This window comes from Planococcus sp. 11815 (assembly GCF_051096385.1).
Lineage (GTDB): Bacteria > Bacillota > Bacilli > Bacillales_A > Planococcaceae > Planococcus > Planococcus citreus.
The window spans coordinates 2,373,820-2,400,337 of sequence record NZ_CP096991.1 but is presented as its reverse complement, the minus strand read 5'-3'; the positions used below and the strand labels follow the sequence as shown (position 1 = coordinate 2,400,337).

Here is a 26,518-nt window from a genome sequence, read left to right as displayed (position 1 = left end):
GATTTGGCAGGATGAAAAAGCAATCGCTGGCCTGGCTATGGCCGGTCTTATGGATGATTTTTATATTTGGATTATCGCATCAGCCAGCCGGGGTTTCGGGCGGCATCAGTTCGGAAATCGTCCGGCAAGTGTTTGAAGCCATCGCATCGTTTGTCCCGATAGAGTTCGATACACTTCATACGCTGTTCAGGAAAAGCGCCCATTTCTTCGCGTATCTCGTGCTCGGGCTACTATTCGTAAGGGCGCTCGGAAAAAGCGGGATGGCCGTGCAGCGCGCGGTTTTTGTGGCATTCGCCTTGAGCGCGCTTTACGCAGCGTCCGATGAATTCCATCAATTATTCATCCCGGGGCGCAGCGGCGAAGTTCGCGACGTCTTGATCGACAGCGCAGGGGCGGCGACGGGTTTAGTTTTGTACTGGCTTTTGGCCAAGTTTAAATGGCAACACGAGAAAAAGGCCGAAACCAGTTGGTGAGCGGCCTTTTTTGTTTTGTGTAAAACCGGTGTTTTTGAAGGCGCACAACGGGAATAGAACAAGCAGGAGGTGGGTATCGATGAAAGATAAGCTAAAAGACAAGGAAGAGAAATTTGCGGTAAGCACCGAATACCGCGAGAACTTAAAGCAGACGATCCACGTTTTACAGGAACAGGTGGCAATCACCGAACAATTTGAAGACGATAAAGACGTCGACGCGATGAAAGGGAAACTCGGCGATCTCGTGAGAAAACACGAGGAGCTGGACGAACAATCGCACCGCCTGTCGAAACTGTTATTGGATATTTAGGGAATGTGCCGCAACGCTTGAAATGAGAGCTTGCGGTATTTTTGTGGAATTAAATGAGTGCAAGTACCTATCTTTCTATATGTTATTTCCAAAAGATATGTACCAAAAGACATTTCCTGCTAAACTTAAGAGACTGATAAGAGTGGGGTGTATTGATGGAGGCGTACTTTTTTTATTTCCTTGAAAATATGGCATTGATCATTGCGATGATGTATCTCGGCTTGAAAGCCCGGGAATATCTCGTGCCGAAACTGGCGGAATCGAGGAAAGCGCCACTGTTGAACGGCTTGCTGACAGGATTTTTGGCATTCGCGATCATGTACAATCCGCTGCTTCACGAAGGGATGCGCATCGACCTCCGCGAAGCGCCGCTTTATTTCATCGCGTTTATCGGCGGCTGGCTGCCCGGTGTCATTGCCATGATCATCCCGTTCATCTACCGGATGATGATGGAAGGGCCGACGGTATGGCTCGGCATCATGCAGGCGATCTTTTTGCCAGTGCTGATCGGCAGCTTGTTCCATGACCGGAAAAACTACCGTCCGCCTTATGCGATGGCCAGCATCAAACGCATGATGCTCGGCTTTGCGGTATTTGAAGTGATCAAATCGGTGTGGATGGTGTTGTCAACGCCTGCGACTGCAGAGATGGCATTGATAATGGCCATGATGGCGGCCATTGGGGTATTGGCGTTGGGCTGGATCCTCAACGATACGCATCGCAACATCATCCGCTGGAAAGCGCTTGAACACGATTCGACTCATGACGTGCTGACGGGCTTGCCGAATCTTCGGTTTTTCCATGAAAAGGTGCGCCAGTTGAAATACCGGGGCGTTCCGATGACAATCGTCATGATGGATGTCGATCATTTCAAGAATTATAACGATACACATGGCCATCCGGCAGGGGACGGCGTGCTCCGGTCGCTCGGCCGATTGATGGAAGAATCGGCGCGTCCGGGAGATGTCATCGCCCGCTACGGCGGGGAAGAATTCATCCTGTGCTTTACCGGAGTGTCTACTGAACGGCAAGCGTTCGAATTGGCCAATGCCTTAAGAGAACGGATCGAAGACCATGCATTCTACGGTGCTGAGCAGCAGCCGGGCGGGCGCTTGACCGTATCGCTCGGAGCTGCGATTTCCGAAACGGAACAGCCGCTTGACGAATTGATCGAACAGGCTGACCGTGCGTTATACCAATCGAAAAAATCAGGGCGCAACCAAGTGACGGTTGCATCGATGAAAACAAGTATCGAAAAAAAATCCAGCTATCACGTGAATGCATGATTCCGCTCGAAAAATATAAAGAGTTGGCAGGGTGTACGGACTGCTGGATATAAAAATGCTATCCCACGGAACTGGGATAGCATTTTTACGTTCAGCCCTTTACCGATTTGTATTCGTTATACCAAGGGACGACGCTGTGGTCGACGTATTGGTGGAAGAACCATTCGCCAGCCGACAGCACCAATGCGCTGACGAGTGCAGGGGCGACCAGTGGGGCGAATTCGCCCGTCAAGAGCCAGCCGACCAACAAGATGATGCCCAGTGCCATGATGAAATCCGTGAATGTCGCGATTGTGTTGCGGGTTGACTGGTTGTTCGGCTTGCCGGCATTCAAGAAAATGAGCATATCGCCGACCGCATAGGATAAGGCCGTGAGTGCAAGGCTGATCATTAAGGTATTCATGAAGCTGATATCAAATGCCCACGTCAAAACGATCAACAGGACGACGGTGATGATGACGAATTTAATAGCCAGTGCAATGAGATGTTTCATGCAATCCCTCCTTTTTTAGAATGAAGTATAGGAATCTTTACCCGTTCCATTAAATTGATATGCGTGATTTTCATGTGAAAGAAAGAGTGAGTCGAAAAAATCAATAATTAATCAAAAAATGGAAATATTATTTTCTTGTATGGTAATATTATGAGAAAAAGAGAAAAGGGCGTTTTGTGATTGGAAAAAGTGAAAGCGGCTGGGAAATTTCTGCTCGGCCAATGGGATTATGCATTATTTGTTTTATTGCTGTTAGGAAAGGTGTATTATTTTTCGAATGTCAGCGGCACGCTGTTTACGACGCTCGGCCCATTTGCGTATGCCGAGGAATTCGTTTCTTGGCTGTTCGGAGGGGACAATGAACGGATTTTTGAAGGGGTGCTAATGATCAGCGTTGGGACGCTCCTGCTCAGCACGTTCTGGCTATTGCTTCTGCACGGCCGAAAACGGCTATTTTGGATGGCGATCACCAATCTGGTGCTGAGTTTCATCATTTTGGCGGATACTTTGTACTTCCGTTATTTCGAGGACATCATTTCCGTGACGGTGTTGATGCAGATGCGCCAAGTGGGCGATGTCGGCGAAAGTATTTTCGCTTTATTCCGCTTGAGCGATGCATTGCTTTTGGCGGACGTGTTATTGATGGCGATTCTCTGGCTGTTTATCAGCCGGAAAAAGGCGGATGTCCGCATGCCTTCTCGTTGGGCGAAAGTCGGGACGGCGCTGTTGGTGCTCGTGCTCGGCTGGCAGTTGACGGCGGTGCCATTCGCTAAATCGATGGAAGGCGGCGGCGCATGGCAGTTCAATAAATTGATTTCGAATATGCGGGTGTATAATTTCACCGGTTTGCTCGGATTCCACAGCGCCAATATCACGCGCTATATCGATGATAATTTCATCAACCGCAAAGTCTATAGTGAAGATGAAATCTCAGCGAGCCAGGATTGGTTTGACGCACGCAATGCCGAGCGCATGCCTGGCCCGTATTCCTGGGTGGCAGAAGGAAAAAACCTCATCGTCCTCCAAGTGGAAGCGCTGCAGAATTTCGTCCTGAACCGTGAAGTGAACGGGCAGGAAATCACGCCGAACTTGAACCGTTTGGCAAGGGAAAATCTCTATTTCCCGAACTTCTACGAACAGACGGCGCTTGGCCGGACTTCGGATGCCGAGTTCCTGTTGAATACCTCCTTGTATCCAACAGCTGAAGGTTCCGCTTATATGCTCCATGCTGAAAATACATTCGACGCACTTCCGGGCATCTTAAAGGAGCAAGGCTACGGGACCAATGTGTTCCATCCGTATAAAGCAAGTTTCTGGAACCGCTATATCATCTATCCACAGCTTGGCATCGACACGTTCTATTCGGACGATGATTTCGAGGAAGCGGAAGTGATCGGCTGGGCGATCAATGACGAAGCGCTGCTCGAACAATCACTCGAGGAGATGGCTGGATTTGAAGAACCCTTCCATTCGCAAATCGTTACTTTGACGAGCCATCACCCGTTCGAGATGCCGGAACACTTGCAACTGCTCAATACAGAAGGCTATAACGGCTATCATGACCGCCACTTCAAGAATTATTTGCAGTCGATTCATTATGTCGACCAGGCAATCGGCAAATTTGTCGATGGGCTCGAGCAAAAAGGGATGCTCGATGATTCGGTGCTGGTCATTTACGGCGACCATAGCACAGGCATGACGTCGAATACGAAAAAGTTCGTGGAGTTCACTGATGCGGAAGACCCGCTCACTTATTTCGAAACGAATAAAAACGTGCCGCTTATTCTCCATATTCCAGGTACGGAACCGAAAACCTTCAGCCAAGTGGCAAGCCAGCTTGATCTGGCACCGAGCTTGCTCGATGTGCTCGGCGGCGACCCGGCACAGCATCATTTCATCGGGCGTAATATGTGGGATGCAGAAGGCGGGCGGGCGACATTCCGTGACGGCTCGTTCATCACGAGCGAACTGAGTTTCATCGCTTCATCAGACGGAATTTACGAAAATGGCAGTTGCTTCTGGCGCATGACGGGCGAAGAGTTGGGTGTCGAGGCGTGCGAAGAGCCATTCAAGGAAGGCTCGAAAGAACTGCAAATCTCGGATGACGTCCTGCGGGGGAATTTGCTCAAGAAGTTCCAAGAGTAACGATAAGCAAAATTCACCAACTCACTGGATAGGAGCGGTACACTAGATGTGTTGAATCCATTCGAGAAAGGGAGTTTTTGCATGAACTATAATTTTGACGAAACAATTGAACGCCGCAATACCTATTCACTGAAATGGGACGGTGCGGAACTGATCAAGCAATTCGGCATCACCGATCGCTACGATGAGGACACAATCCCGCTGTTTACGGCGGATATGGATCTTCCGGTCGCGCAGCCGATCGTCGATGCCCTCCATAAAACGGTCGACCATCGCATCTTCGGTTATACGATTTTGCCGGATACGTATTTCGAAGCGATCCAGCAGTATTTCCAGAAACGTTACGACTGGGCGATTGACAAAGAACAGATCGTCTTCAGTCCAGGAACGGTGCACGCCTTGAATATCGCCGTGAAAGCCTTCACCGAAGAGGGCGACGGCGTCATCATCCAGCGCCCGGTCTATCCGCCGTTCACCTCCGCTGTCGAGGGCAACGGGCGCGTCGTGAAAAACAACGCACTCGTGCAGGATGAAGAAGGCCGTTACTCGATCAACTTCGAAGAATTCGAGGAACTCGCAAAAGATGAAGATACGAAATTATTCATTCATTGCCATCCGCACAACCCGACAGGACGCGTCTTCACGCCGGAAGAATCGAACAAGCTGGCGGACATCTGCAAGCGCCATAATGTGACGATCATCGCCGATGAAATCCATGGCGACTTGGTGCGCAGCGGTGAGACGTTTACGCCGATGGTCCTGGCAGCGGATGAAACCGACCATATCATCACATGCACGGCCATCAATAAAACCTTCAACGTGGCAGGGCTTCACTGCACGAACGTCATCATCGAAAACGAAAGCTTGCGCGAGAAATTCACAGCGGAACTCGGCATGCAATTGCCGACGCCGTTTACGGTCGCGGCACTCATCGCAGCCTATACGGAAGGTGACGACTGGCTCGGGCAAGTGAACGAATACCTTGACGGGACACTCGAATGGATGCAGGAATTTCTCAAAGAGCGCATGCCGAAAGTGAAAGTGCGCATTCCGGAAGGCACTTACGTCATGTGGCTCGATTTCCGCGGCTACGGGATTGACGATAAGGAAATCCATGACCGCATCTACAACAAAGCGAACGTCATTTTGGAAGACGGTACGATGTTCGGCCCTGAAGGTGCAGGATTCCAGCGCATCTGCATCCCGTCGCCGCGCCCGCTGATCCAAGAAGCGATGGAACGCATCGCACGTGAATTCGAAGATTTGAACTAATGTTTTTTTCGTGCCGTTTCAGGGAAAGCTAGAGAGAGACGGAAAACGAAAGGACGTGCCTGCATGGCTTTGAAAGCAATATTTCTCAATTGTTCATTGAAGAGTTCGGAAGAAAAATCCAATACTGAAGGATTCATGAAAGACGTTCAAACCCATTACAAAAAGCTTGGTGTCGAGTCGGAAATCATCCGTTTAGCGGATTATTACATCGCTTACGGCGTGGAGGAAGACATGGAAGACGGCGACGAATGGCCGGAGATATTGGAGAAAGTCAAAGATGCCGATATCCTGATCATCGGTACACCGATTTGGCTCGGAGAAAAAAGTTCGCTTGCGACACAAGCCATCGAACGCTTGTATGGCTCAAGCAGCGTGACCAACGATAAAGGCCAGGCGATTTTCTATAATAAAGTCGGCGGGGCCGTCATTACCGGCAATGAAGACGGCGCAAAGCATTCAGCAGCATCGCTGTTATACGGCTTGTCGCATATCGGCTTTGTCATCCCGCCGAATGTGGATGCGTATTGGGTCGGGGAAGCCGGTCCAGGGCCGTCGTATTTGGAAGCGGGGCATGGCAACGACTTCTCCAAATCGGCGATCCAGCGCTTAGCGTATAATACGTACCATTTAGCGAATATGCTGAAAGAGAATCCGATTCCAGCAGAAGGCAATACATTATAAAACTTGGCCCTTTCTCTTTTGAGAAGGGGTTTTTGTATTGGGAAGTTGGGGTGTACGAATACATATAAATGTTGGAGACTCCGTTTCAGGACGCGTTTTACAGTACAATGAAAGTTTATAAAGGAATTTTTCTGGCGTGGAGATTCCGCTGCAAGGGGCACGCTTGGGGCCCGCAGGATGCGGGTCATGCAGCTGAAGCGACAGGACGTCTCGCCAGCCCGCTCTTTCCCTCAGGCGTCGGCCCCTCTACGCTTCATCTCTTGTTTTAAAATAGAAAAGCAAATGCATGTTCATTTAGAGCAAATATGTAAATGAATATTAGCCAAGATTTGATATATAGTCGATTTTCTAAGGGGGATCTTATGAAGACTTTAGCGGGTTTTATTATTTTGATGGGAATTATTTTGTTGTTTGCGGATGCTGAGCTGCTCGCGCCTTTGGGGGGATTTGCGGGGTATTTCATTGGCGGCGGCTTGCTGTTATTGGTGATTAGCCAGCTTGCGGGGAACGGCGAGAAACATTGGCTGTGCCGGATCGGGTTTCATGATTTTGAGCGTCAGGAGCGGGTTGAAGAAGTTCCCGCTATGCGCTGGTATCGCTGCAAGCGCTGCGGCAAGGAGAAGCGTGCGGCGTCGATTGTCTAATTCTTGCATAGGAAAAGCCAGGAATTCAGATTCCTGGCTTTTTGACGATTAAAATTCGAATGCTTCGCCGTCTTGTGGGACGTGTAATTGGTTGGAGAAGCCTTGTTCAGCTGCAAACTGCTTGAGGTCTTCGCGCGATAAGGCCCAGTGATTGACGGCTTCCATATGGCTCGCGATCAATGTCGCTTGCGGTGCTGCTTTATGCGTTTGTAGGACGTCTTCTTTGCCCATGACAAGCGAACCCCCTTCTAGGAACTGGTTGTCGCCTGCGTTCAGGACGATGACTTCCGGCTGGTGCAAGTCAATTTCTTCTTTAACGCCCGCGTACCATACGGTGTCGCCTGCAATATAAAGCGTTTTTTCGTCTTCGTGTTTAAAGACAACGCCGCACACTAGCCCTGCCATTTTCAGGATTTCGCCGCGCCCGTGTTCGCCTTGCGTCTTGATCAAGGAAATGCCTTCGAAGCTCGTATCTTCACCGAGGACGTTGACATTCGTGAAGCCGTCGTTACGGAGCACTTGTGCGTCTTCCTCGTTTTGGCTGAAGAGCGGCAAGTGTTTTGGCAAGAATTCTTTGGCCGCTTCATCGTAATGGTCCATATGAAGGTGGGTGATGATGAGTGCATCGATGCCTTCGATGAGCTGTTCTTTTGAAACCGGTAATTCCGACAAAGGATTGTTTTGATCTTGTCTTGCGGAATTCGGGAATGGCGGGTAGCTTCCTTTGTCGCCGAGAAACGGGTCGACGAGGAAATGCTTGCCTGCGTATTGGATGCGTAAAGTAGCGTTGCGGATCTGTTCGATTTTCATGATTCGAACTCCTTTCATGAGGTGTGACCCTAGTATATACTGAAACTCACGATAGAGACGATGGCCTCATGAAGGTCTTTTGGCGTTTTCACTTGATTAATGAAAGGAATTGACCTGGCAATGGATTCGACAGATCAACTTATCCTACGTGAACTTTCCCGTAACGGGCGCATGACGATGAAGGAGCTTGGCGAAAAAGTGCATTTGACCGGTCAGGCGACCGCTGCGCGCGTCTTGAAATTGGAGGAAGCAGGGATTATCGATGGCTATACGATCCGTGTGCCGAAAGAAAAACTCGGCTACATCGTCCATGCTTTTGTTACGGCCATCATGCATGAGCCTCGCCATCAGAAATTTCTCGACGAACTGGATTGCCGGCAGGACACTGTCAGCCGGTATTTCAAGACGAGCGGCGAAGGCTGTTATTTGATCGAATGCCACTTCCCGACGCATCAGGAACTGGATGATTTTTTGAATGACATCAGCGAGTTCGCGAGCTACAAAGTCACCATCGCCATCCAGCAATATGGGCAATAAAGAAAGCCGTGCAGCAAAAATGCACGGCTTTTTTCTCTAGTTATTTCTTGCCAATCGCCAAGGCGAACTGCAAGTACATCAGGCCATTGCGCGCTTTTTGGCTCATGGCGAGCGTCATGCGTTCAAGCTCTGCTTCCGTAATGTGGTGGCTTTGTGCACGGGCATTGTCTTTTTCGAAAGGCTCCGCTTTTTCGACCACTTGCAAATAGCTATTGTCGATGCGGTTGCGGATGTGCAAGGCTTTTTTCACGAACAGGCTTTGCTCGTCCGATTGCTCATAGCCGTATACTTCTTTTGATTGCCAGTACAAGGCTTTCAAGGCATCGTTTTTCGTGTTCTGGACAAATGGCTTGAGCGGTTTTTTCAAGTCTTCGTCTTCGAACCAGATGCGCTGGAAATTGACGCGCGGCTCTTCGACGCCGAGTTGCATCGTCTGGTTCAATAACAGCGCCATTTTGTCGAATAGAGAATAGGCTTGGCGATAAATTTGCTTCAAGTCTTCATGGCGTTTCGTATAGCGTGTATTGTCGCCGTCCATCTTATGGTCGTCCGCGACATCTTCGCTGTTCAATGCGAGGTAGAGTGAACGGCGCATTGCGGTGAATTCATGCGTCAACGAGTCCAGGAAATTGCCGAGGAACGCGTTGTTCTGGATGCGCAGTGGGAGATCGCGCTTCGCCATCGTATCCGGTTCGATATCGTTGCCGCTATTGAGGAACAATTGCTGCTCGGCGCACCAGTTGAGATAGCGCTGTTCGTCCGCAGTCGGTTCCGGCTGCTGGGCGAGTTTCACTGGATCCACATCACCGAGTTGGTCGATCATGTTCCCGGCAAGCTTGATGCGTTCGTCGTAAAGGGCTTGGCCTTTTTCGTCTTTGATGTCGGTTTTGGCTGTCTTGAATAAATCAAGCGCTTTTTCGAGTGCGCTGAGGCGTTCTGCTTTGACCGGCAAGAAGGTCGAATAGAAAATCAACGTCCAGCCGAATTCGCCGTTCAGGCGCTGGTAAGATGGATCATTTTCATCTTTGACCATTTCTTTCAGGACCGCCTGTGCATCGATCGAGCGTCCGGTGTGGACGAGCGTTTCCGCATAGTTCAAGCACACCTGGTTCCAGACATTCGATGGAATGCGTCCGCGGTATGTTTCAATCGTATTATCGTATAGATACAATTGGCGTTGTTTCAAGTCGGAGTTCCAGTCTTTTTTCAGCTGATGCTGAATCGATATATAACTCGTCTCCAGCAGCACAGCGAGCGGATAAGCCGCTTTACCTTGAAGGCGCTCCTTCAAATGGTTGATCATGGCATTGATGCGGCCCGGGAAAGCTTCGGCTTTCGCTTGTTGCATTTCCTGCAGGAGCTGATGCGTCGCCCCGTAAATTTCCTTTATTTCAAATTGCCCTAAATCGTCAGCTAGAGCGATGTCGCTTAAAGTTGCCATCCCATTTCCTCCTTGATGCGTTTTGATGTGTCTATATCCATTCTAAGGGAAAAATGTCCATTGGTCACCCCGCGGCAGGAAATTGGCAGAAAATATGGAATATAGGAGACAAAGCGAAAGGGGAGGATGGGTATGGCGGAATCCAAGGAGCCGTTCATCTGGCTGCCGATCATCAAGGAGGAGCAGGGAAAAGATGTTCAGATCCAAAGCAATATCACCGAAAAGGAATTCAAGATGGCTTCAGAAGGTGATAGCCGTGAGCATGCACCGATTTCCCGAGACAAATTGGAAGAGATGGTGCGCGGCTTCGAAGGCTACGAAGTGGAGACGATTGAATTGAACGTGGTCGGGGCAGTCGAGACGGGCGGCCTGTTGCAGTTCATCGTTGCCGGCAAAGCGGAAGCTGGAATGACAGTGACATTGAAAAAGAAAGGGAGCCATGGAAAACCGAAAGAATAAAGGGCAACGGAAGGCGGCGCTGCGATAGCGGCGTTTTTTTAATTTCTAAAAACGCTCAATAAATGCACGGGATAGGATAATTGGCATTGATAAGTGAATAAATGATAATTTCATGAGGTAGCTGCAGGCATTAAGGTCTATGTAAAAAGGAGGGAATCGAAGGTATAATGTTTACTATATTCCAGAAATAAGAGCGTTAAGAATCACTGTGAATTTTAATTGATAAGTAAAAAGTCCTTTAATCGATCTGTTTCTTTCTGTAATTAGAAAATAGTTAGCTAAATAATATTTTTTCGGTTCGCCAAGTCAGGAGGTTTGTCATGGCTATGTTCCCGCATATCAGTTTAATCTTTTTATCCATTATCGTTTCCATAGCGACGAGTTACACTGTATTGATCCTGATTGAATACGTAAGCAAGCGGAAAAAAGCCATTAATTCGCGCTCCAATTTGCTGGCGGTGCTGGCGTTGGGCAGTGGATTTTTTGGCATTCAAGTGATCGGAATCCTGACCTTTATGGCGGAGTACCAGTTTACGCCACGCTATTGGCTGCTTGCCCTCGCGCTAGTAACCGCTTGTATATTGGCAGTCTATGTCTTGAAGATCCTGCCACAAGGCATCAACAACCGCAGTGACATGGCGAGACGGGTACTCGTCACGGCATTTTTCATGAAAGCAGTCCATTTTCTTGGGTTATCGGGCGTATTGGACGTCCGGTTTTCGGCGATTTCGCCAGGCTATTATGTATTGTCGGCAATTACGGTACTGGGAATAAGCTACTTCAGCTTCCGCTTCGTTTTGAAGACCAATGCAATGCAAGTGACAGAGAAACAGCGGCTTAAAAACGCCACTATTTTAGGATTCGTGCTCACTTTGCTTTATTACACTTCAACAAAAACCTTCTATACCAATATGGCTCTTCCGGAAGCGACAGCCGATGGCATGGGGGCTATCACGATGGCTGTTTTTGTCGCTTCGATTGTTGCCTTGTTGCTATTGTCTGCAGCGAATTTGGCCTTGGTCGATTTGCATGCGCTTGAGACAGAAACAGGACTGTTGCAACAGGTAAAAGCGAGTGAAAGCCGTTTCCGGACACTCGCCTATACCGACCAATTGACAGGTGTTCCGAATCGTCATTGGTTTTTTGCGCATTTTCGGGAGTTGATGGATTCACCAGACGGCAAAGTGGAGTCGGTCGGGGTGGTGCTGCTCGATTTTGATGATTTTAAATCGATCAATGAATTGATCGGCCATGATGGCGGTGACCAGTTCCTGAAAAAAGTCGTCGAGCGCTTGAAATCGGTGCTGCCGGCAACCATTTCGCTTGCCAGACTTGGCGGGGACGAATTTGTCTTTGCGGTGCCGAATGCAAAAAAGCAGTATCTTGAGCGGCTTTGCCAAAACATTTTGCTAATCATGGAAGAGCCGATACAGATCGGGGAACGGTCGGTCGCTTCTGGCATCAGCCTCGGCATCAGCTGCCAAAAAATTAAGGAGCTTAACGAGGAGAGTTTGATCAAGCAGGCGGACCTGGCGCTGTTCATGGCGAAAAGCGCCGGCAAAGAGAGCTATGAATTCTTTTCCCCGGATCTTCTGGACAGCTCGATCCGCAAGCAGGAAATAACTTCGGCGCTGCAGCAGGCGTTGGTGAACGGGGAGTTCTCGGTTCATTATCAGCCGCAAGTGGAATTATTGAGCGGTCGTGTCATCGGGTTCGAGGCCTTGCTGCGCTGGAATTCTGCGCTGGGCGCGGTTCCGCCATCTGAATTTATCCCCGTCGCTGAAGAATGCGGCGCGATCCATTCAATCGGTGAATGGGTGCTGCGTGAAGCTTGCCAGCAATTGAGTGCGTGGCGCCGGGAAGGCCGGCCAGATATCCATGTGTCGGTCAATGTCTCGGCCAAGCAATTCCTCGATCCGGAGTTTGCCGAGAAAGTGGCGCGTATTTTAATTGCAACCAACGTGCCTGCCGAATGCGTGGAAATTGAAATCACCGAAAGCGTCATGATCGACCTCGATACCGCTGCCGCATTGGTCGAAGAGCTGCAGGAAATCGGCGTCAAGCTGGCGATCGATGATTTCGGCACCGGTTATTCATCGCTCAACGCGGTCAAGAATATCCAGATCGATACCTTGAAGATCGATAAATCCCTGGTCGACGAAGTGCTCGGCAGCGACCGCAGCATGGCGATCTTGGCGACCATTATCGAACTCGGAAAAAACTTGGGGGCGGACGTAGTCGTGGAAGGGCTCGAGACACTCGAGCAAGTGACCTTGATGCGGCAATATGAAGTTATCGGTCAAGGCTATTATTTCAGCAGGCCGCTCCCTGCCGACAAAGCGGCGAGGGTGTGGGACAAGTATCTTGAACAGCCTGACGGGATGTTTCATGCACCGATCTTATATTGAATATAAAAAGGCGCAGCGATGAGCTGCGTCTTTTTTGTTTTGAATGAACAGTATTTAGCTGGAGATAATGGGTAGCGAGAATTGTGACCTTGGACAGATAAAAGAAGATGGTGAGTGTTTGCGTGTTGAACTGTTCCGTTTTTCTGTTTTGTGACATCAAGGTAGTCGCTGCCCTGCTTTGGGTTGGCCTTTGGCAACAAGCCAGGAAGAACGCCTGTCTTGCTGCGTCGGCTCACCCTTGGCGCATGGCGGCTAAGTAATTTCATTAATCAGTTCAAGTTTAACTAAATCTGCTTCGATATGGAGTTGCCGGCTAGTGGGGGAATCGCTTCCCTGGATAAGTGTTGGGCAGATAGCGAGTGTTTGCATGTTGAACTGTTCCGTCCTTCTGTTTTTGTTTCAACTAAGTAGTCGCCGCCTTGCTTTGGGCTGGCCTTTGGCAACAAGCCAGGAAGAACGCCTGTCTTGCTGCGTCGGCTCACCCTTGGCGCTGGGCAGCTGAGAGATTTCGTTGGATGAAGCGTGTTTAGTTGGAACTGCTTTTATATATAGTTGCCGGCTAGTGGGGGAATCGCTTCCCCATTATGGTATCTGGTAATGATTGGTTTTAGAATCGAAAGACAATCCATACGGGTGAAATTAAAAATAAGGCGGAAGATTAATTTAGCAAAGTTATTGGGCTCTGCAATAGTCGAGTAGTATTTTTTTTAACACTTTTTGCTGGGTTTCGGGTTGAATGTCTTGGTCCAGGTAAGAGATGGACGATTTTAAGGCGACGTTGTTCGTGAAGCTTGAATAGCTGTTGATGATGGTGACGATAAGCGGTTTAGCGGGAATTGAGCTATTGATGGAACCGTCTCGTTGGCCATCTTGGATGAGCGGTTCGAGCAAATCCATGATCTGGCGCTGCCTTGCCAAGTAGCGGTCAATCTCAGGAAGCGGTTCGGTGCGGAACGAGGCATAGCTTTCGAATGCTTCCCGGAAACGTGCGGATTTATATTGTTCAGCTTTTTGTGCATCGAGCAAAGTATCGAGCAATTGTTCCAGCCGTTCGAAGGCGCTTGATTTCATGGAAATGATGCGCTGGAATTCAGCTTCTACGGCATCCAGTGAGCGGATGGCGACTTCGACGATCAATTCGTCCTTTTTCGGAAAGTAGCGGAAGACCGTCGCCACCCCGGCACCGGCGCGTTCGGCGACGTCTTTCATTTGCACGTCGTTCAGCCCGCGTTCTGTAAAGAGTTCTTTTGCGGCTTCGACGATTTTATCGGTTTGCAGTTGTTTGTTTTCTTGTCGTTTTGATGGCATGTCGTTTTCACTCCTTGCTTTTAGTATAGCGCTTTAATTGAAGTAATGGCGTTGCGGGAGTATACTTGAAATAAATTGATAGTCAGACTATCAAAATTTAATTCGAGGTGATTATAATGAGATTGGAAAACAAAGTAGCCATTATCACTGGCGGCGGATCTGGCATGGGAGAAGCGGCTGTGCGCTTGTTTGCAAAAGAAGGCGCGAAAGTCGTTGCAACCGATATCAATTTGGAAGCGGCGGAAAAGGTTGCGCAAGAAGTAAGGTCCGCAGGTTTTGAAGCGGTGGCGATGAAGCAGAATGTGGCGGACAAATCGGATTGGCAGTCAGTCATCAGCCAGACCGTTGAAACTTTCGGCAAGATCGATGTTCTTGTCAATAACGCAGGCATTTCCGTGGCTAAAGATTTCCTGGACCAAACCGAAGAAGATTTTGCGAAGGGCTTTGCAATCAATACGAACAGCGTTATGTACGGCATGCAGCTGGCGATTCCACATATGATTGAAAATGGCGGTGGATCGATTGTCAATGTGTCATCGATCGCAGCGTTGACCGGTATGTCGGGAGCGGGCGTTTATACGGCATCCAAAGGAGCTGTCCGGTCGATTACAAAAGCGGCCGCTGTCGATTACGGCAAACAGAACATCCGCGTCAACTCCGTGCATCCAGGATATATCGTGACGCCGATGAGTGCGGAATACATGGAAAGCGAAAAATTCCGCCCACATTTCCTCTCACAAATTGCGCTCCCTGAGCTCGGCAATGCAGTTGAAGTCGCCAATGCGATGTTGTTCCTCGCATCAGATGAAGCGAGCCATATCACGGGCATCGAGCTTCCGGTAGACGGCGGCGTGACGGCGAAATAAATAGTAGTTGATAGAAGATGCGGCCTTGGCTGTGTCTTCTTTTTTGTTGCTGGCTGGTTGCTGAAGGGTTTTTCAGGGCAGAATTAAAGGAAGCATGCAGGGTATTAATAGTGGAATTGTTCCTGAGTGCCATTTAAGCTTCATTTTGGTAGTCGCCTCCTGGCTTTGGGTTGGCCTCTTGCCGAAAGCCAGTAAGAGCGCCTGTCTTTCGGCATCGGCTCACCCTTAGCGCCGGTCGGCTAAAAGACTTCGTCAATTCGGGTGTGTTTAACTAAATCTACTTCTATATGGAGTTGCCGGCTAGCGGGGAAATCGCTTCCCGGCCCATACCACCTGGCATATAGAGGCTTGAATCGAAAAATTTGTTGGTGGACTAGGACTAGCAATTACAAATATCTCGGTCACGATGTCTGGAAATACAAAGTATGATGCCTTTTTATATTCTATATTGAGTGGATTGAAAAATTTATCTTCCACTCTAAAACTAAAGACGGAGTGGAAGGGGCCGACTCCGGGAGGAATAGCGAGACAATTGAGACCCTGCAGGAGCGCAGCGACGAAGAGGCTCAATGCGAGCCCTCCGGAAAGCGTGCCCCTGCAACGCAGTCGAAAAGCGGAAGCTTTTCTAATCACTGCTTGTAAATTCGAATACAAACTATTTGATTTCAGAACAATCTGTTAATTGACAACGAAGAATGGTAAACTGTCGGTAATCAGCAGGACCTACACCTCAGAAAAAATTCAGGAATGGGGGATTCATGTGGCGTTCGACATTCACGAAGTTTTGGAGAGGAAAGGCATTGACGTCCCGGATCATCATAAGGAAATGCTCACCGGCCAGATGGTAGGATTCGAGGAGCTGCGCAAAACGGTGAACCAGGAACAATTGAAAGACCTGGATATGGCCTTGACACATATTCCGGGAGGTGAGCAGAAATGAGCAATGAACTCGCGCAGAAATCCATCGGGGAACTGGCGCCGCTCATCCAATCGAAACAGGTTTCGCCTGTTGAATTGACGGAGCAGGTATTGGCAAACATCGATTTATATGACGGGGAGATCAATGCGTATATAACCGTTCAGAAAGAACAAGCGCTGGAAGCTGCCGCCCAAGCTGAACAGGAAATCCAAAGCGGCAACTACCGCGGCGCGCTTCACGGAATTCCGATGGCGCTAAAGGACATTCTTTATTTCAAGGACGAGAAAGCGACAATGGGATCGAGTATCCACAGTGAGTTCGTGGCGGATTTCGATGCGACGGTCGTCTCGAAATTGAAGATGTCGGGTGTGACATTCACCGGCAAGCTCAATATGCACGAATATGCGTGGGGTGCGACGACGACCAATCCGCATTTCGGGCCGTGCAAAAACCCGTGGGACCTGACGAAGATTCCGGGCGGCTCAAGCGGAGGCTCGGGTGCTGCGGTAGCGTCCCATATGTCGATTGCGTCGCTCGGTACGGATACGGGCGGATCGATCCGCATCCCGGCGTCGAGCTGTGGCATCATCGGGCTCAAGCCGACCCATGGGCGCATTTCGAAATACGGCTGCTTCCCGCTCGCCTGGTCGCTCGATCATATCGGGCCGATGACAAAGACGGTGTACGATGCGGCGTTGCTATTGGAATTATTAAGTGGTTACGATCCGAAAGACCCGACTTCAATCGACCGCCCGGCGAAGAATTTCTCAGGGCTATTGGAAAGCGATGCGAAAGATTTAGTCATCGGCATTGAGGAGGAATATTTCTTCAAGAACGTCGATAGCCGTGTGGACGAACAAGTGCGACACGTTTTGAAACAGCTGGAAGATGCGGGCGCGGTCATTAAGCCTGTCAGTATTCCGTCCTTGAAGCAAGCGGAATTTGCGGAGCTCGTGACGATCACGACAGAAGCGAGCGCTGTGCATCATGCGAATTTATTGAAATCGCCGGAGAAATTCGGCGAAGACGTGCGCTTTTTACTGGAAGTCGGAGAATTGATGAGCGGCGTCGATTACGTCCAGTCCCAGCAGATCCGGCGGAAACTCGATCTGGAATTCGCCGCGGCGTTTGACAGCGTCGATGTGCTGATCAGCCCGACCCTGCCGTTCCTCGCGCCGCCGATCGGTTCACAGACAGTGGATGTCAACGGCCAGGAATTAAGTTTCTTGGATGAAGTGATCCGCTTTACGGGGCCGGGAAATCTGACCGGCTTACCGGCACTCAGCATTCCAGTGGGGGTGAAAGATGGCTTGCCGGTGGGCTTGCAGATCATGGGGCCCGCTTTTGAAGAAGAGAAAGTGCTGCAGGCAGCTGCGCTGATCGAAGGAATGGAATTGATGAAAGGCCATGCACCGACCTTAGTAAAATAGAACCTTTCATGGGCAGCTCCCGCCGGCACAACTCCGGTTATTGGGAGCTGTTTTTCATTTTAAAATTTTTTAACCGTTTTTTAACATTTAGCAGGTAGAATCGTCGTACGACATTCAGTGAGCAAAGGGGCGGCACAATCATGGCATTTTGGAAAAAACCGAGGGAGAAAGAATTGCTTCCGCGCAATAAAGAGGATATCGTCCGCGAAATGTGGAGCCCGAAAAAGACGGCAGACCAATTATTCAATGTGAAATCGTACGGGGCAATCGGCGACGGCAAAGCCGATGACCGGAAAGCGCTGCAAAAAGCGATCGATGCCGCATATGGCACGAGTAAAGGCGGTAATCTGTTTTTTCCACCAGGCTTGTATCGCATCAGCGGCCCCATTGAAGTGCCGGAATGGGGCATGGGGGCAGCTGTCTCGTGGATCGGGCATAGTTCGGAAACGACGCGCATCGCACCGTCTGAACCGATGGATTATTTGGTGCGCATGCGCGGCGGCAGCGGCTCGGTCAAAGGCATCCAGTTCATGGGGACCGATCCTGAAAACGGCTATACGCAATTGGTCAAGGTCTGTATGGTCGCAAGCGAAATCCGCGATAAATTATTCTCAGGCGCGGCGTTCATGTGGGGGTCTGTCCATGGCTTGCAGATTTTAGGGGAAGGCAATAACAATCTGTGCGTATTCGACCGGCTGTGCCAGTTTTCCCAAAACGGCTCGGTTATCGAAGGCAGCGGGGCTTCAGGGAGGGGGGCGAATGTTTCATTCATGAAACTCGACCCAGCCGCGCGCGATGTCCATGTCGGCGCTTACTTCAAGGTAGGATCCGGAGAAGGGTCTGTCTACCACATCGATGAAGTCGGGCCGCGCAGCATTAAAGTATCGCCGCCTCTGAAAGAGACGATTTCGCCGGGAACGCCGTATAAAATCCATCTTGGCTGCGGATTGCAGACGGACCGTGGTAGCGATAATAACGTCTACGGGATTTACGATTGCCATTTCGTCGGCAACGCCGCGACCGGCCTGATGGTGCGCGGGTTGTATGGCCACCATATTCAAGGCGGCAATTTCGATTCGAACGGCATCGCGGGCATCCATATCGGCAGCGGCGCGATCAACACGACGCCAGCGTATTCCGGCAGCATCAACCACAGCTATTTCGAGAACAACGGCTATGCGAATGTTTTGCTCGATTATGCGGCAGGGCTCAGCATCATCGAGCCGCTCCTCGCGAAACCGCGCGATGGCATGGCGGGCGGCCTTGCTTCGATCACTTCCCTATACAATGAGGAATACCAATACGATACGACAAGCATCCTTTATAACGGGCGCCTGCATCAATACGTTCCGGAAGGGAGGCGCTCGCCGATCGATATGAAAGATGAGCCGCGTATGACGGTCAATAAGAAAAACGGCGCGTCCGAAGCAGAAACCGTCAAGCTGCCGCCAGCGCCGACCCATAAATTCAGCGAAGAAGTGGAGATTTTCGTCGAACACAGCGGCGGCCAGGAAGTGAGGCTCGTCTGCGATAATGCCAAAGTCAATAACCGGCCGGGTAGCGAGGGGGTGCTTGCGCCGGCGGGAATCGGGTATAAAATCACCGCCTATTACAATAGGAGCGATAAGAGCTGGATGGTTTCCCACACGACACCCCTAGCTTAAGGCGCATTTTATACCTGAATTTTCAGATTTCAATTGACCTTTCTGTTTTTAATTGGTATTTTTGTATTACACCTATCGAATTACTTAGTTATTTTGAATCAGCACTTATACTATATATGCATGATTATCGCGAAGTGGAGGGTTTGAGATGGATAAAAAGAAAATTTTGATCCTTGGCGGCACATTCCATATGGTCAATGTAGTCGAAACGGCCAAACGCATCGGCTATTACACGATTGTCACCGATAATATGGCCGGTTCGCCAGCGAAGAAAATTGCCGACCAATCGTACGACATCAGTACCGCAGATATCCGGAAGCTTGCTGAAATCGGAAGGAGCGAACAGATCGATGGCGTTTTCACCGCATTCGACGATATCAATACATGGCATGCAGTCGCGCTGTGCAAGATGCTCCATTTGCCATTCTACGCCACGCCCGCGCAGCTTGAAATCACTTCGCATAAAGACCGTTTCAAGGAATATTGCCGGACATTCGGCGTGCCGGTCATTGAAGAATATGAATGTGATCCAATCCAGGACCCTGAGCTCCCTGTGGTGGAATTTCCGGTCATCGTCAAGCCGGTCGATAGCTACGCGAGCAAAGGGATCACGGTGTGCTATGAAGAAGACGAACTTACAAAGGGGGTCGAAAAGGCAGTCGGGGAATCAAAAACGGGCAAGATTATGCTCGAGCGCTTTGTTGATTCGGATATCGGTGTTCAGGCATTCTACACCGCACGGGATGGCCATCTCGTCTTGACTGCCGTCACGGACCGCTTTACCCATAAGCAATCAAAAGAACATCCGCCGCTGCCTGTGGCGATGCTATTCCCCTCCCAGCATCAGCAGCAGTATATAAAGGAAGTCGATCCAACAGTGCGCAAGATGATCCGCAATATGGGCATCGAGAACGGCTTGGTGTTCATCCAGACAATGTACGATGGGGGCAGGATCTATGTATACGAAATGGGCTTCCGTTTCAGCGGCGAGCAGCACTATCACATTATCCACAAGCAGACAGGCGTCCATTTATTGGAGATGATGCTCGATTTCTCGGTCGGCGAAGATACGGCCAGCCATCCGATCGAACAATTCGACCATGCACCGATGCCATACCCTTCCGCTAATTTGCCGATTTTGCTCGGGCCGGGAACGATTACGGAAATCCGGGGCTTGGAGGCAGTGAAAGCGATGCCAGAAGTGATTTCCTGCGTCATTAACCGTTCCGAAGGCGAAGCGATCGAGCGGACAGGCTCCTATTCGCAAATGTTCGGCCGTTTCAATGTGGTCGCAAAATCACAACAGGAACTCCTTGAAACGATTGAAAGGATTTACCGTACGCTCGACATCCGCTCAGAAGACGGCCAAGATATGATCATGGCCCGTTTCCAACCCGCAAAAGTGAACGCTTCGTAATAGTATCAATGAAACAGCGTGAGCGTATGCCCGCTGTTTTTTGATGCCTTGAAAGTGAAATGAAAAAAGCGCGGATCCATATAGGATCCAGCGCTTTTTCAACCTCTGTATAAAGGGAAATGGCCAGTGTTTTCGATGCCGGTTTGAAGGCGTTTCAGCTCGGTCAGCCTGCCGTACATATCGGTATTGCGAATGCGTTTGCCGGTCAAGATCTCGAGCGGTTCCGTTTTGGTGAACCGCCGTTTAAAGCGGTATAGGGCTTCTGTTGAAGCACCGCCTAGATGAAATTGGGAAAAGCCGTTTTCTTTGCCGTAGCGGCACGCTTCCGCCATGATCAGTGAATTTCCGGCACAGCGGAAATACTCGGGGTCGTTAGCGACCAAATGGTAGTGCATATAGTCGCCGTGGTGGACGATCAATGCGGAGGAGACGGTCTTGCCGTCGTATTTCGCATTGAGTAAAAATTGCTTGCCTTCCAGATACGTAAAGGATTCCTTTAACATGGCCGGGTTGAATAAATAATGATCCGGAAACTCATTGCGGTCCGCTGTGAGATCATATAGCCGGCAAAAATCATCCAATGTGTCCCCGGTGAAATCATATTCCACTGTTACGCCGTTTTTCAACGCACGGCGAACTTGCTGGCGGGCGGCGGAAGAAAATTCAAAACGGAAGGGATCATCGACAGTCAAATCGATATACATGACGATGCCGCGCATATCAAGGCCATAGAACGGGAAGAAGTCTTCCGCATTCTTGATCCAGGAACTGAAGCGGATGTATTCGGAAACGATGTGCTGCTGTTCGCAGTAATCCTGGAATGCCGCATCGAACTCGTCGACCAATGCGCGGCGTTGGCTTTCTTCGCCACTTATGACAACAGGGCCGCTTTGGCCGAACGCGGTAATCGTATCGAACCAGCCTTCTAACAGCGGCACCGGCCGTTTGATGAAAGGATAGATAATGTGCCCGAGCTCACTTTTCCATTCGAACTGCTGGAATTCCCCTCCCTCGTGTGCGGCGTATGCTGCGTTCCATTCGGGCGTAAAGAAAATGTCCGGAACCGCTTGCTTAGTAGGTATTGCCATGGCTCTCTGCCTCCTTAGAATAAATGGTATGCTATCTGCTTTCACAATAGGGTTTTCGGGTTAAAAAGAGGTAAAGCTTTTTAAATAGGAAGAAATATTATTTTTTTCAGAATTCCAGATTGACAAAACAATACCCCGGTTGGTAAATTTGTTCTACAAACAAACAAGAAAATTGATGGATTTTGTATAATCCGAGAAATTCCTAGTCAATATTACCTGAATAGACTGAAGGGGGTGTTTCCTGTGGAAAGACAGAAAAAGCTGCTTATTCTCGGCGGCATTACGCATATGATCGATGTAGTCGAAACTGCTAAGAACATGGGACTTTACACAATCGTTACGGACAACAACGAGGAATCGCCGGCAAAGAAAAACGCCGACAAAGCTTACCATATCAGCACCGCAGACATCGACGCCTTGGAAGCCATGGCGCGTCAAGAACAAATCGATGGCGTGCTGACGGCTTTCGACGACATCAACACATGGAATGCCCAATTGTTGACTGACCGGCTTGGCTTGCCGTTTTATGCTACAAAAGAACATCTAGAGATCAGTTCCAATAAAGATCGGTTCAAGGAGTTTTGCCGAAGATTCGATGTGCCGGTCATCGAACAATACGAAAAAGACGATGGGGTTCCGGTGCGTTATCCGGTCATCGTCAAACCGGTCGACAGCTACGCCAGCAAAGGCATTACGGTCTGCCAAAATGAAGTGGAACTTTATGATGCAGTAGAAAAAGCAAGGCGATTTTCGCGTCACGGCCGCGTGCTCGTCGAACGCTTTATCGATACGAACCACGGCGTCGAAATGTACTATACCTTGCAAAACGGAGAAGTGATCTTATCCGCTGTCACCGACCGCTTTGTCCACAACCAAGGGCGCCAAAGCCCGCCGCTGCCGGTCGCCACGATTTACCCATCGAGCCATCTCGCTGAATTCATCGCGCTTCATGACGCCAATATCCGGGAGATGTTGAGAGGGATGGGTCTCAAGAACGGGCTCGTGCTGATCCAGTCGCTCTATGACGGCGGACAATTCTATATTTACGAGATGGGCTATAGATTGAGCGGCGAGCAGCATTACCAAATCGTCAAACGCCAGACCGACGTCAATTTGCTGGAAATGATGATTGACTTTGCGGTCGGGGAAGACATCTCAAGATATGATTTAAGCAATTTCGATGATGGGTTCATGCGCTATCCATCTTGCAATCTATCGGTGTTGCTCGGGCCAGGGACGATCCACGAGATTCGTGGCCTGGAGGAAATCATGGACTTGCCGTCGGTGATTTCCTGGGTGCCGACGCGTGAAGTGGGCGATGAGATCACGGTGACCGGCTCCTACTCACAGATGCTGGGCCGTTTCAATATCGTGTGCCAGACGATGGAAGAGCTGAATGGGACGATCTGCGAAATCAACCGGACGCTTGAAGTCGTCTCGGAAAACGGTGAGGACATGGTGCTCGCCCGTTATTTGGCAGAAGAAAAAGTGGGCTAAACCGCAGCGGCTGCTGCGGTTTTTTTCTTTTGTGCTCCATGGCTAAGTGTAGAGTAGAAATTGAATTCATCCAGAAATAAAATCGAGATGAGATTGAGTAAATGCTCGTGCTGGAGATTGCGCTCCAAGGGGCACGCTTGGGGCCCGCATGATCCCTCAGGCGTCGGCCCCTTTCCGCTCCATCTCTAAGTTTAGTGTGGAAATGAATGAGATTCATCTGTCATTGAAATTAGCATGAATAGTTTGGACAGCTCTGAATCAACACATTGAATAGACACCAAACATCTTCGTAGCTACCGAGTCCAACTAAGTGTCGCCGCCAGCGGATGAAGACAATGAACAGCGACACTTCTTCGCATGCAAAATATAATGAAATCTATCAGCCGAACCGCGTGCAAGGGCTAGCTAACGAAGAAATGTCCAAAGGCATTCCACTTTGCGCACCTGTCTAATTCACTCAAATATATCGATGCACACATACTTCTCCACAGAAAAAGAGGCTCCCAATTGGAAGCCTCTTTTTATTTGGAATAAGTGGTGACGAACGATGGGCGCGGGAAGATGTTCGGGCGTTTGTCGATGCCTTCCGATGTGCCGCGTTTTTTATGTGCGTGCGAGTAAGCTTGGGACGACTGCCATGTGGTGAAGGCGGATTCGTCTTCCCACATCGTGAGAATGACATACGTATCGGAATCGAGCGGGCGCAAGATGCGGATCGCTGCGAAGCCCGGTTCTTTTTCGACGAGTCCGGCGCGGTTCTGGAAGCGCGATTCGAACAATTCGCGGCCTTCTTCGGTGACCGGGATGTTATTGAATACGGCGAAAACCCCGTCTTCGAGCTTCCCTTTTTGATCAAGTACTTCGTAAGATTCAATCTGATCGCCAGCCGGAACTTCTTGTTCATTGATGGCTGCTGCGTCACTGCCGCTTGTTAAAACGAACCAGCCTTTGTCTTTCAGCGTATCTGTTTCTTGTTCATTGCCGAGCCATTTATAAAGCTTCATCGATATGCACCTCTTCTTTGAAAGTTCTATATTTCCTATATTAAGTAAATTATTTCATTTTCGCAAAGAATGTTGTCCCCTTTTCGGGCGGTTTTGTCTATATATATAAGTCTTAAAAAATTCCAGGCTTGTTTAACCTGTCTTTAACCTAGGCCTTTTAGGATAGGTGCTAATGAAAGGTTTCATTTGGAAAGGAGTGCATGCGATGGCAGGAACTCCACCAGGCATTGGGGGGAAGTATTCGCAACTTACAACGAGAAAGAAGGAAAAGATGATGGGGGATCTTTATTTCGATGAGCGTTATGGAAAGTTGTACGAAGAAATAGAAAAAGGCGTTTGCCAAATATTCGAGTTCAATCATTCGCTCGGGCGTGTTCGGCATCTGTTCATCAAGCGGGAGATTCCGATATTGATCGGGGCTAATCGCTACTTCGATATCGTCACGCCTTACGGATATGGAGGGCCGTTGATGACGGGCTGTAAGCCGGAACATCGGGAAGAGCTGGCATCCGCGTTTATGGAAGCATTTGCTGAGTATTGCGAAGCTGAAGGCGTGGTCAGTGAATTTATCCGTTTCCATCCGGTGCTCGGTAATGCAAAGGATTTCGAAAATAGCTACGAAGTGCGCTATCTGCGCGATACGGTCGGAACCACGGTCGATGCTTACGACGATCCGGTCAAAGCGGAATTCAGCGCTTCAGCCCGCAAGAACATCCGCAAAGCGCTGCGAGATGGCGTTGAGTTCAGGATGACGCTCGGGCCACGCGACCTGCGGGAGTTCCAGCGGATTTATTTTGCGACGATGGACCGCAATCATGCCGATTCGTTCTATTACTTCAGTGAAAAGTATTTCACTCAATTGCTCGAGTCATTCGGGGAGAGATTATTGCTGGTCGAAGCACTGTATGAGGGCGAAGTGATCGGCATGGAATTGCAATTTGTCTACAACGATCTGATCCATACGCATTTGTCGGGAACATATGAAGCATTCCATCATCTATCGCCGGTTTACATCATGCAGTACGCTACGGTCTTGTGGGCTAAAGAGCATGGCATCAAGCTCATCCACGGTGGAGGCGGGCGAACCAATAGCCCGGACGATAGCTTGCTTCGGTTTAAACAGCAATTTGCCCACCATACTAAGTTTTCATTCTATAGCGGCCAAAAAGTATGGAATGAAGATATCTACAGAAGGCTTTGCCAAGAAGCCAATACTGCCGTGACAGATGAGTTTTTCCCGGCTTACCGGAAACGGCCGGCGAAAGAGACAAGCGAGGTTTGACAGAGAGAAACCAGAGGGGGAGCACGCAAACAACAAAAGAAGAAATGGGGTTTAGCATGTGAAGGATTTGTTTTTCGAAAAAAATTACGGCCGATTGTACGAAGTGATCGAGAATGGCCGGTGCGAAGTGTTCGAGTTTGAACATCCGCTTGGCTGTGTTCGTCATCAGTTTATCCGCCGTGAGATTCCGATTCCAGTAACAGGTGGACCATATTTCGACATTGTGACTCCGTATGGCTATGGAGGGCCGGTCATCAAAAAATGTGCAGAAGGAGGAAAAGCCCAATTGGTGGAGGCGTTCGAGCAAGCTTTCGGGGAATATTGCGCGGAACATGGCATCATCAGCGAATTCGTCCGGTTCCACCCGGTCATTGGCAATGCGCTGGATTTCGAAAATTGCTATGAGGTGCGGTATTTGCGCGAGACGGTGGGCACCAATCTGGCGGCCTACGAGGATCCGGTCCAAAGCGAGTTTTCCAAATCGACACGCAAGAATATCCGCAAAGCGCTTGAGGCAGGCGTGGTTTACGAGATCATCGAAAATCCCGTTAGCCTGGGCGAGTTCAAAGACATCTATCATGAAACGATGAACCGCAATAATGCGGATGCCTATTATTATTTCGAGGAAGATTATTTCACGGAATGCCTAAAATATTTTGCCGACCGCATCGTTTTGACAAAAGCGATCTACGATGGGCAAGTGATAGGCATGGGCTTGAACTTCGCCTACGAAGACCGCATCCACACGCATCTGTCCGGGACTTTGAGCGATTACAATCACGCGTATCCTGCCTACGTGCTGCAATATGCACTGACGGTTTGGGGGAAAGCGAACGGTTATCGGCTGATTCATGACGGGGGTGGAAGGACTAACGACCCGAATGATAATTTGTTGATGTTCAAGAGGCAGTTCGGCAAAAATACCCGATTTGACTTCTATATCGGAAAGAAAATATGGAACAAGCCGATCTATAGGAAATTATGCGAACTCAATGCGGCCGATGCAGCGACCGATTATTTCCCGGCTTACCGCTGTAAAAAGCATTTGGAAGCGAGCCGTGTCTAGGCGGCACATGATGAAAGG

24 protein-coding genes are annotated in these 26,518 nt (G+C 49.6%); 18 read left to right on the top strand and 6 right to left on the bottom strand.

Annotated features, from left to right (window positions below):
• Positions 1-11: 11 nt before the first annotated feature.
• The 3 genes from M1Q06_RS12180 to M1Q06_RS12170 all read left to right on the top strand — a co-directional run bounded on the left by M1Q06_RS12180 (position 12) and on the right by M1Q06_RS12170 (position 2,069).
• A complete protein-coding gene (locus tag M1Q06_RS12180; RefSeq protein WP_434399758.1) occupies positions 12-473 on the top strand; it encodes a VanZ family protein in 462 nt (153 codons plus the stop codon).
• 79 nt (positions 474-552) lie between these two features.
• Positions 553-783 carry a hypothetical protein gene (locus tag M1Q06_RS12175; RefSeq protein WP_434399757.1) on the top strand — a complete coding sequence of 77 codons (231 nt, stop codon included), beginning with the start codon at positions 553-555 and terminating at the stop codon, positions 781-783.
• Between the two features lie 155 nt (positions 784-938).
• On the top strand, positions 939-2,069 hold the full coding sequence (locus M1Q06_RS12170; RefSeq protein ID WP_434399756.1) for a GGDEF domain-containing protein: 1,131 nt from the start codon (positions 939-941) through the stop codon (positions 2,067-2,069).
• Between the two features lie 91 nt (positions 2,070-2,160).
• On the opposite strand, the gene M1Q06_RS12165 is transcribed toward M1Q06_RS12170, so the two are convergent.
• Positions 2,161-2,562 (bottom strand): DUF2512 family protein, encoded by a 402-nt coding sequence (locus M1Q06_RS12165; protein WP_434399755.1) that lies wholly within the window; start codon positions 2,560-2,562, stop codon positions 2,161-2,163.
• Positions 2,563-2,751: 189 nt separating this feature from the next.
• On the opposite strand from M1Q06_RS12165, the gene M1Q06_RS12160 reads away from it, so the two are divergent.
• The 4 genes from M1Q06_RS12160 to M1Q06_RS12145 all read left to right on the top strand — a co-directional run bounded on the left by M1Q06_RS12160 (position 2,752) and on the right by M1Q06_RS12145 (position 7,304).
• Positions 2,752-4,707: an LTA synthase family protein gene (locus M1Q06_RS12160; protein WP_434402873.1), complete on the top strand. Its 1,956-nt coding sequence runs from the start codon at positions 2,752-2,754 to the stop codon at positions 4,705-4,707.
• A gap of 81 nt (positions 4,708-4,788) precedes the next feature.
• Positions 4,789-5,979 carry a MalY/PatB family protein gene (locus tag M1Q06_RS12155; RefSeq protein WP_434399754.1) on the top strand — a complete coding sequence of 397 codons (1,191 nt, stop codon included), beginning with the start codon at positions 4,789-4,791 and terminating at the stop codon, positions 5,977-5,979.
• 63 nt (positions 5,980-6,042) lie between these two features.
• Positions 6,043-6,660, top strand: coding sequence for a flavodoxin family protein (locus tag M1Q06_RS12150; RefSeq protein ID WP_434399753.1), 618 nt, complete (start codon positions 6,043-6,045; stop codon positions 6,658-6,660).
• A gap of 362 nt (positions 6,661-7,022) precedes the next feature.
• A complete protein-coding gene (locus tag M1Q06_RS12145) occupies positions 7,023-7,304 on the top strand; it encodes a hypothetical protein (RefSeq protein ID WP_434399752.1) in 282 nt (93 codons plus the stop codon).
• Positions 7,305-7,352: 48 nt separating this feature from the next.
• On the opposite strand, the gene M1Q06_RS12140 is transcribed toward M1Q06_RS12145, so the two are convergent.
• Positions 7,353-8,114 (bottom strand): MBL fold metallo-hydrolase, encoded by a 762-nt coding sequence (locus M1Q06_RS12140; protein WP_434399751.1) that lies wholly within the window; start codon positions 8,112-8,114, stop codon positions 7,353-7,355.
• A 120-nt stretch (positions 8,115-8,234) separates the two neighbouring features.
• Between M1Q06_RS12140 and M1Q06_RS12135 the strand changes: the two genes are divergently transcribed.
• On the top strand, positions 8,235-8,651 hold the full coding sequence (locus M1Q06_RS12135) for an Lrp/AsnC family transcriptional regulator (protein ID WP_434399750.1): 417 nt from the start codon (positions 8,235-8,237) through the stop codon (positions 8,649-8,651).
• Positions 8,652-8,691: 40 nt separating this feature from the next.
• On the opposite strand, the gene M1Q06_RS12130 is transcribed toward M1Q06_RS12135, so the two are convergent.
• Positions 8,692-10,092, bottom strand: coding sequence for an LA2681 family HEPN domain-containing protein (locus tag M1Q06_RS12130; protein WP_434399749.1), 1,401 nt, complete (start codon positions 10,090-10,092; stop codon positions 8,692-8,694).
• Positions 10,093-10,224: 132 nt separating this feature from the next.
• Here M1Q06_RS12130 and M1Q06_RS12125 point away from each other — a divergent pair, with 132 nt between their 5' ends.
• Positions 10,225-10,551, top strand: coding sequence for a hypothetical protein (locus tag M1Q06_RS12125; RefSeq protein WP_121298061.1), 327 nt, complete (start codon positions 10,225-10,227; stop codon positions 10,549-10,551).
• 320 nt (positions 10,552-10,871) lie between these two features.
• Entirely contained in the window at positions 10,872-12,959 is a 2,088-nt protein-coding gene (locus tag M1Q06_RS12120; RefSeq protein WP_434399747.1) for an EAL domain-containing protein, read from the top strand.
• A 672-nt stretch (positions 12,960-13,631) separates the two neighbouring features.
• On the opposite strand, the gene M1Q06_RS12115 is transcribed toward M1Q06_RS12120, so the two are convergent.
• A complete protein-coding gene (locus tag M1Q06_RS12115) occupies positions 13,632-14,267 on the bottom strand; it encodes a TetR/AcrR family transcriptional regulator (protein ID WP_434399746.1) in 636 nt (211 codons plus the stop codon).
• 116 nt (positions 14,268-14,383) lie between these two features.
• Between M1Q06_RS12115 and M1Q06_RS12110 the strand changes: the two genes are divergently transcribed.
• From M1Q06_RS12110 to M1Q06_RS12090, 5 genes are all read left to right on the top strand, one after another.
• On the top strand, positions 14,384-15,133 hold the full coding sequence (locus tag M1Q06_RS12110; protein WP_121298058.1) for an SDR family NAD(P)-dependent oxidoreductase: 750 nt from the start codon (positions 14,384-14,386) through the stop codon (positions 15,131-15,133).
• A gap of 760 nt (positions 15,134-15,893) precedes the next feature.
• The gene (locus M1Q06_RS12105) at positions 15,894-16,073 is read left to right on the top strand and encodes a hypothetical protein (RefSeq protein WP_434399745.1); all 180 of its coding nucleotides are present in this window, start codon (positions 15,894-15,896) and stop codon (positions 16,071-16,073) included.
• Positions 16,070-17,482, top strand: a complete 1,413-nt coding sequence (locus M1Q06_RS12100) for an amidase (protein ID WP_434399744.1) — start codon at positions 16,070-16,072, stop codon at positions 17,480-17,482. The genes M1Q06_RS12105 and M1Q06_RS12100 overlap by 4 nt, the downstream gene beginning before the upstream one ends.
• Before the next feature lie 140 nt (positions 17,483-17,622).
• The gene (locus M1Q06_RS12095) at positions 17,623-19,146 is read left to right on the top strand and encodes a glycosyl hydrolase family 28-related protein (protein ID WP_434399743.1); all 1,524 of its coding nucleotides are present in this window, start codon (positions 17,623-17,625) and stop codon (positions 19,144-19,146) included.
• A 148-nt stretch (positions 19,147-19,294) separates the two neighbouring features.
• Positions 19,295-20,563 carry an ATP-grasp domain-containing protein gene (locus M1Q06_RS12090; RefSeq protein ID WP_434399742.1) on the top strand — a complete coding sequence of 423 codons (1,269 nt, stop codon included), beginning with the start codon at positions 19,295-19,297 and terminating at the stop codon, positions 20,561-20,563.
• Positions 20,564-20,661: 98 nt separating this feature from the next.
• Here M1Q06_RS12090 and M1Q06_RS12085 read toward each other — a convergent pair whose 3' ends face one another.
• Positions 20,662-21,651 carry a GNAT family N-acetyltransferase gene (locus M1Q06_RS12085; protein ID WP_434399741.1) on the bottom strand — a complete coding sequence of 330 codons (990 nt, stop codon included), beginning with the start codon at positions 21,649-21,651 and terminating at the stop codon, positions 20,662-20,664.
• Between the two features lie 243 nt (positions 21,652-21,894).
• On the opposite strand from M1Q06_RS12085, the gene M1Q06_RS12080 reads away from it, so the two are divergent.
• Positions 21,895-23,148: an ATP-grasp domain-containing protein gene (locus M1Q06_RS12080; RefSeq protein WP_434399740.1), complete on the top strand. Its 1,254-nt coding sequence runs from the start codon at positions 21,895-21,897 to the stop codon at positions 23,146-23,148.
• A 521-nt stretch (positions 23,149-23,669) separates the two neighbouring features.
• Here the strand turns inward: M1Q06_RS12080 and M1Q06_RS12075 are convergent.
• Entirely contained in the window at positions 23,670-24,152 is a 483-nt protein-coding gene (locus M1Q06_RS12075) for an antibiotic biosynthesis monooxygenase family protein (protein ID WP_434399739.1), read from the bottom strand.
• Between the two features lie 205 nt (positions 24,153-24,357).
• Between M1Q06_RS12075 and M1Q06_RS12070 the strand changes: the two genes are divergently transcribed.
• Together M1Q06_RS12070 and M1Q06_RS12065 are read left to right on the top strand one after the other, a co-directional pair.
• Complete coding sequence (locus M1Q06_RS12070) at positions 24,358-25,434, top strand: GNAT family N-acetyltransferase (protein ID WP_434399738.1); 1,077 nt, start codon at positions 24,358-24,360, stop codon at positions 25,432-25,434.
• Positions 25,435-25,492: 58 nt separating this feature from the next.
• Complete coding sequence (locus tag M1Q06_RS12065; RefSeq protein WP_434399737.1) at positions 25,493-26,500, top strand: GNAT family N-acetyltransferase; 1,008 nt, start codon at positions 25,493-25,495, stop codon at positions 26,498-26,500.
• Positions 26,501-26,518: the final 18 nt, after the last annotated feature.

Coding starts and splice junctions, on each gene's coding strand:
- M1Q06_RS12075 (WP_434399739.1), bottom strand. CDS start 24,152: ATGAAGCTTTATAAATGGCTCGGCAATGAACAAGAAACAGATACGCTG.
- M1Q06_RS12180 (WP_434399758.1), top strand. CDS start 12: ATGAAAAAGCAATCGCTGGCCTGGCTATGGCCGGTCTTATGGATGATT.
- M1Q06_RS12125 (WP_121298061.1), top strand. CDS start 10,225: ATGGCGGAATCCAAGGAGCCGTTCATCTGGCTGCCGATCATCAAGGAG.
- M1Q06_RS12155 (WP_434399754.1), top strand. CDS start 4,789: ATGAACTATAATTTTGACGAAACAATTGAACGCCGCAATACCTATTCA.
- M1Q06_RS12170 (WP_434399756.1), top strand. CDS start 939: ATGGAGGCGTACTTTTTTTATTTCCTTGAAAATATGGCATTGATCATT.
- M1Q06_RS12135 (WP_434399750.1), top strand. CDS start 8,235: ATGGATTCGACAGATCAACTTATCCTACGTGAACTTTCCCGTAACGGG.
- M1Q06_RS12095 (WP_434399743.1), top strand. CDS start 17,623: ATGGCATTTTGGAAAAAACCGAGGGAGAAAGAATTGCTTCCGCGCAAT.
- M1Q06_RS12165 (WP_434399755.1), bottom strand. CDS start 2,562: ATGAAACATCTCATTGCACTGGCTATTAAATTCGTCATCATCACCGTC.
- M1Q06_RS12115 (WP_434399746.1), bottom strand. CDS start 14,267: ATGCCATCAAAACGACAAGAAAACAAACAACTGCAAACCGATAAAATC.
- M1Q06_RS12145 (WP_434399752.1), top strand. CDS start 7,023: ATGAAGACTTTAGCGGGTTTTATTATTTTGATGGGAATTATTTTGTTG.
- M1Q06_RS12110 (WP_121298058.1), top strand. CDS start 14,384: ATGAGATTGGAAAACAAAGTAGCCATTATCACTGGCGGCGGATCTGGC.
- M1Q06_RS12150 (WP_434399753.1), top strand. CDS start 6,043: ATGGCTTTGAAAGCAATATTTCTCAATTGTTCATTGAAGAGTTCGGAA.
- M1Q06_RS12070 (WP_434399738.1), top strand. CDS start 24,358: ATGGCAGGAACTCCACCAGGCATTGGGGGGAAGTATTCGCAACTTACA.
- M1Q06_RS12130 (WP_434399749.1), bottom strand. CDS start 10,092: ATGGCAACTTTAAGCGACATCGCTCTAGCTGACGATTTAGGGCAATTT.
- M1Q06_RS12100 (WP_434399744.1), top strand. CDS start 16,070: ATGAGCAATGAACTCGCGCAGAAATCCATCGGGGAACTGGCGCCGCTC.
- M1Q06_RS12140 (WP_434399751.1), bottom strand. CDS start 8,114: ATGAAAATCGAACAGATCCGCAACGCTACTTTACGCATCCAATACGCA.
- M1Q06_RS12085 (WP_434399741.1), bottom strand. CDS start 21,651: ATGGCAATACCTACTAAGCAAGCGGTTCCGGACATTTTCTTTACGCCC.
- M1Q06_RS12175 (WP_434399757.1), top strand. CDS start 553: ATGAAAGATAAGCTAAAAGACAAGGAAGAGAAATTTGCGGTAAGCACC.
- M1Q06_RS12090 (WP_434399742.1), top strand. CDS start 19,295: ATGGATAAAAAGAAAATTTTGATCCTTGGCGGCACATTCCATATGGTC.
- M1Q06_RS12120 (WP_434399747.1), top strand. CDS start 10,872: ATGGCTATGTTCCCGCATATCAGTTTAATCTTTTTATCCATTATCGTT.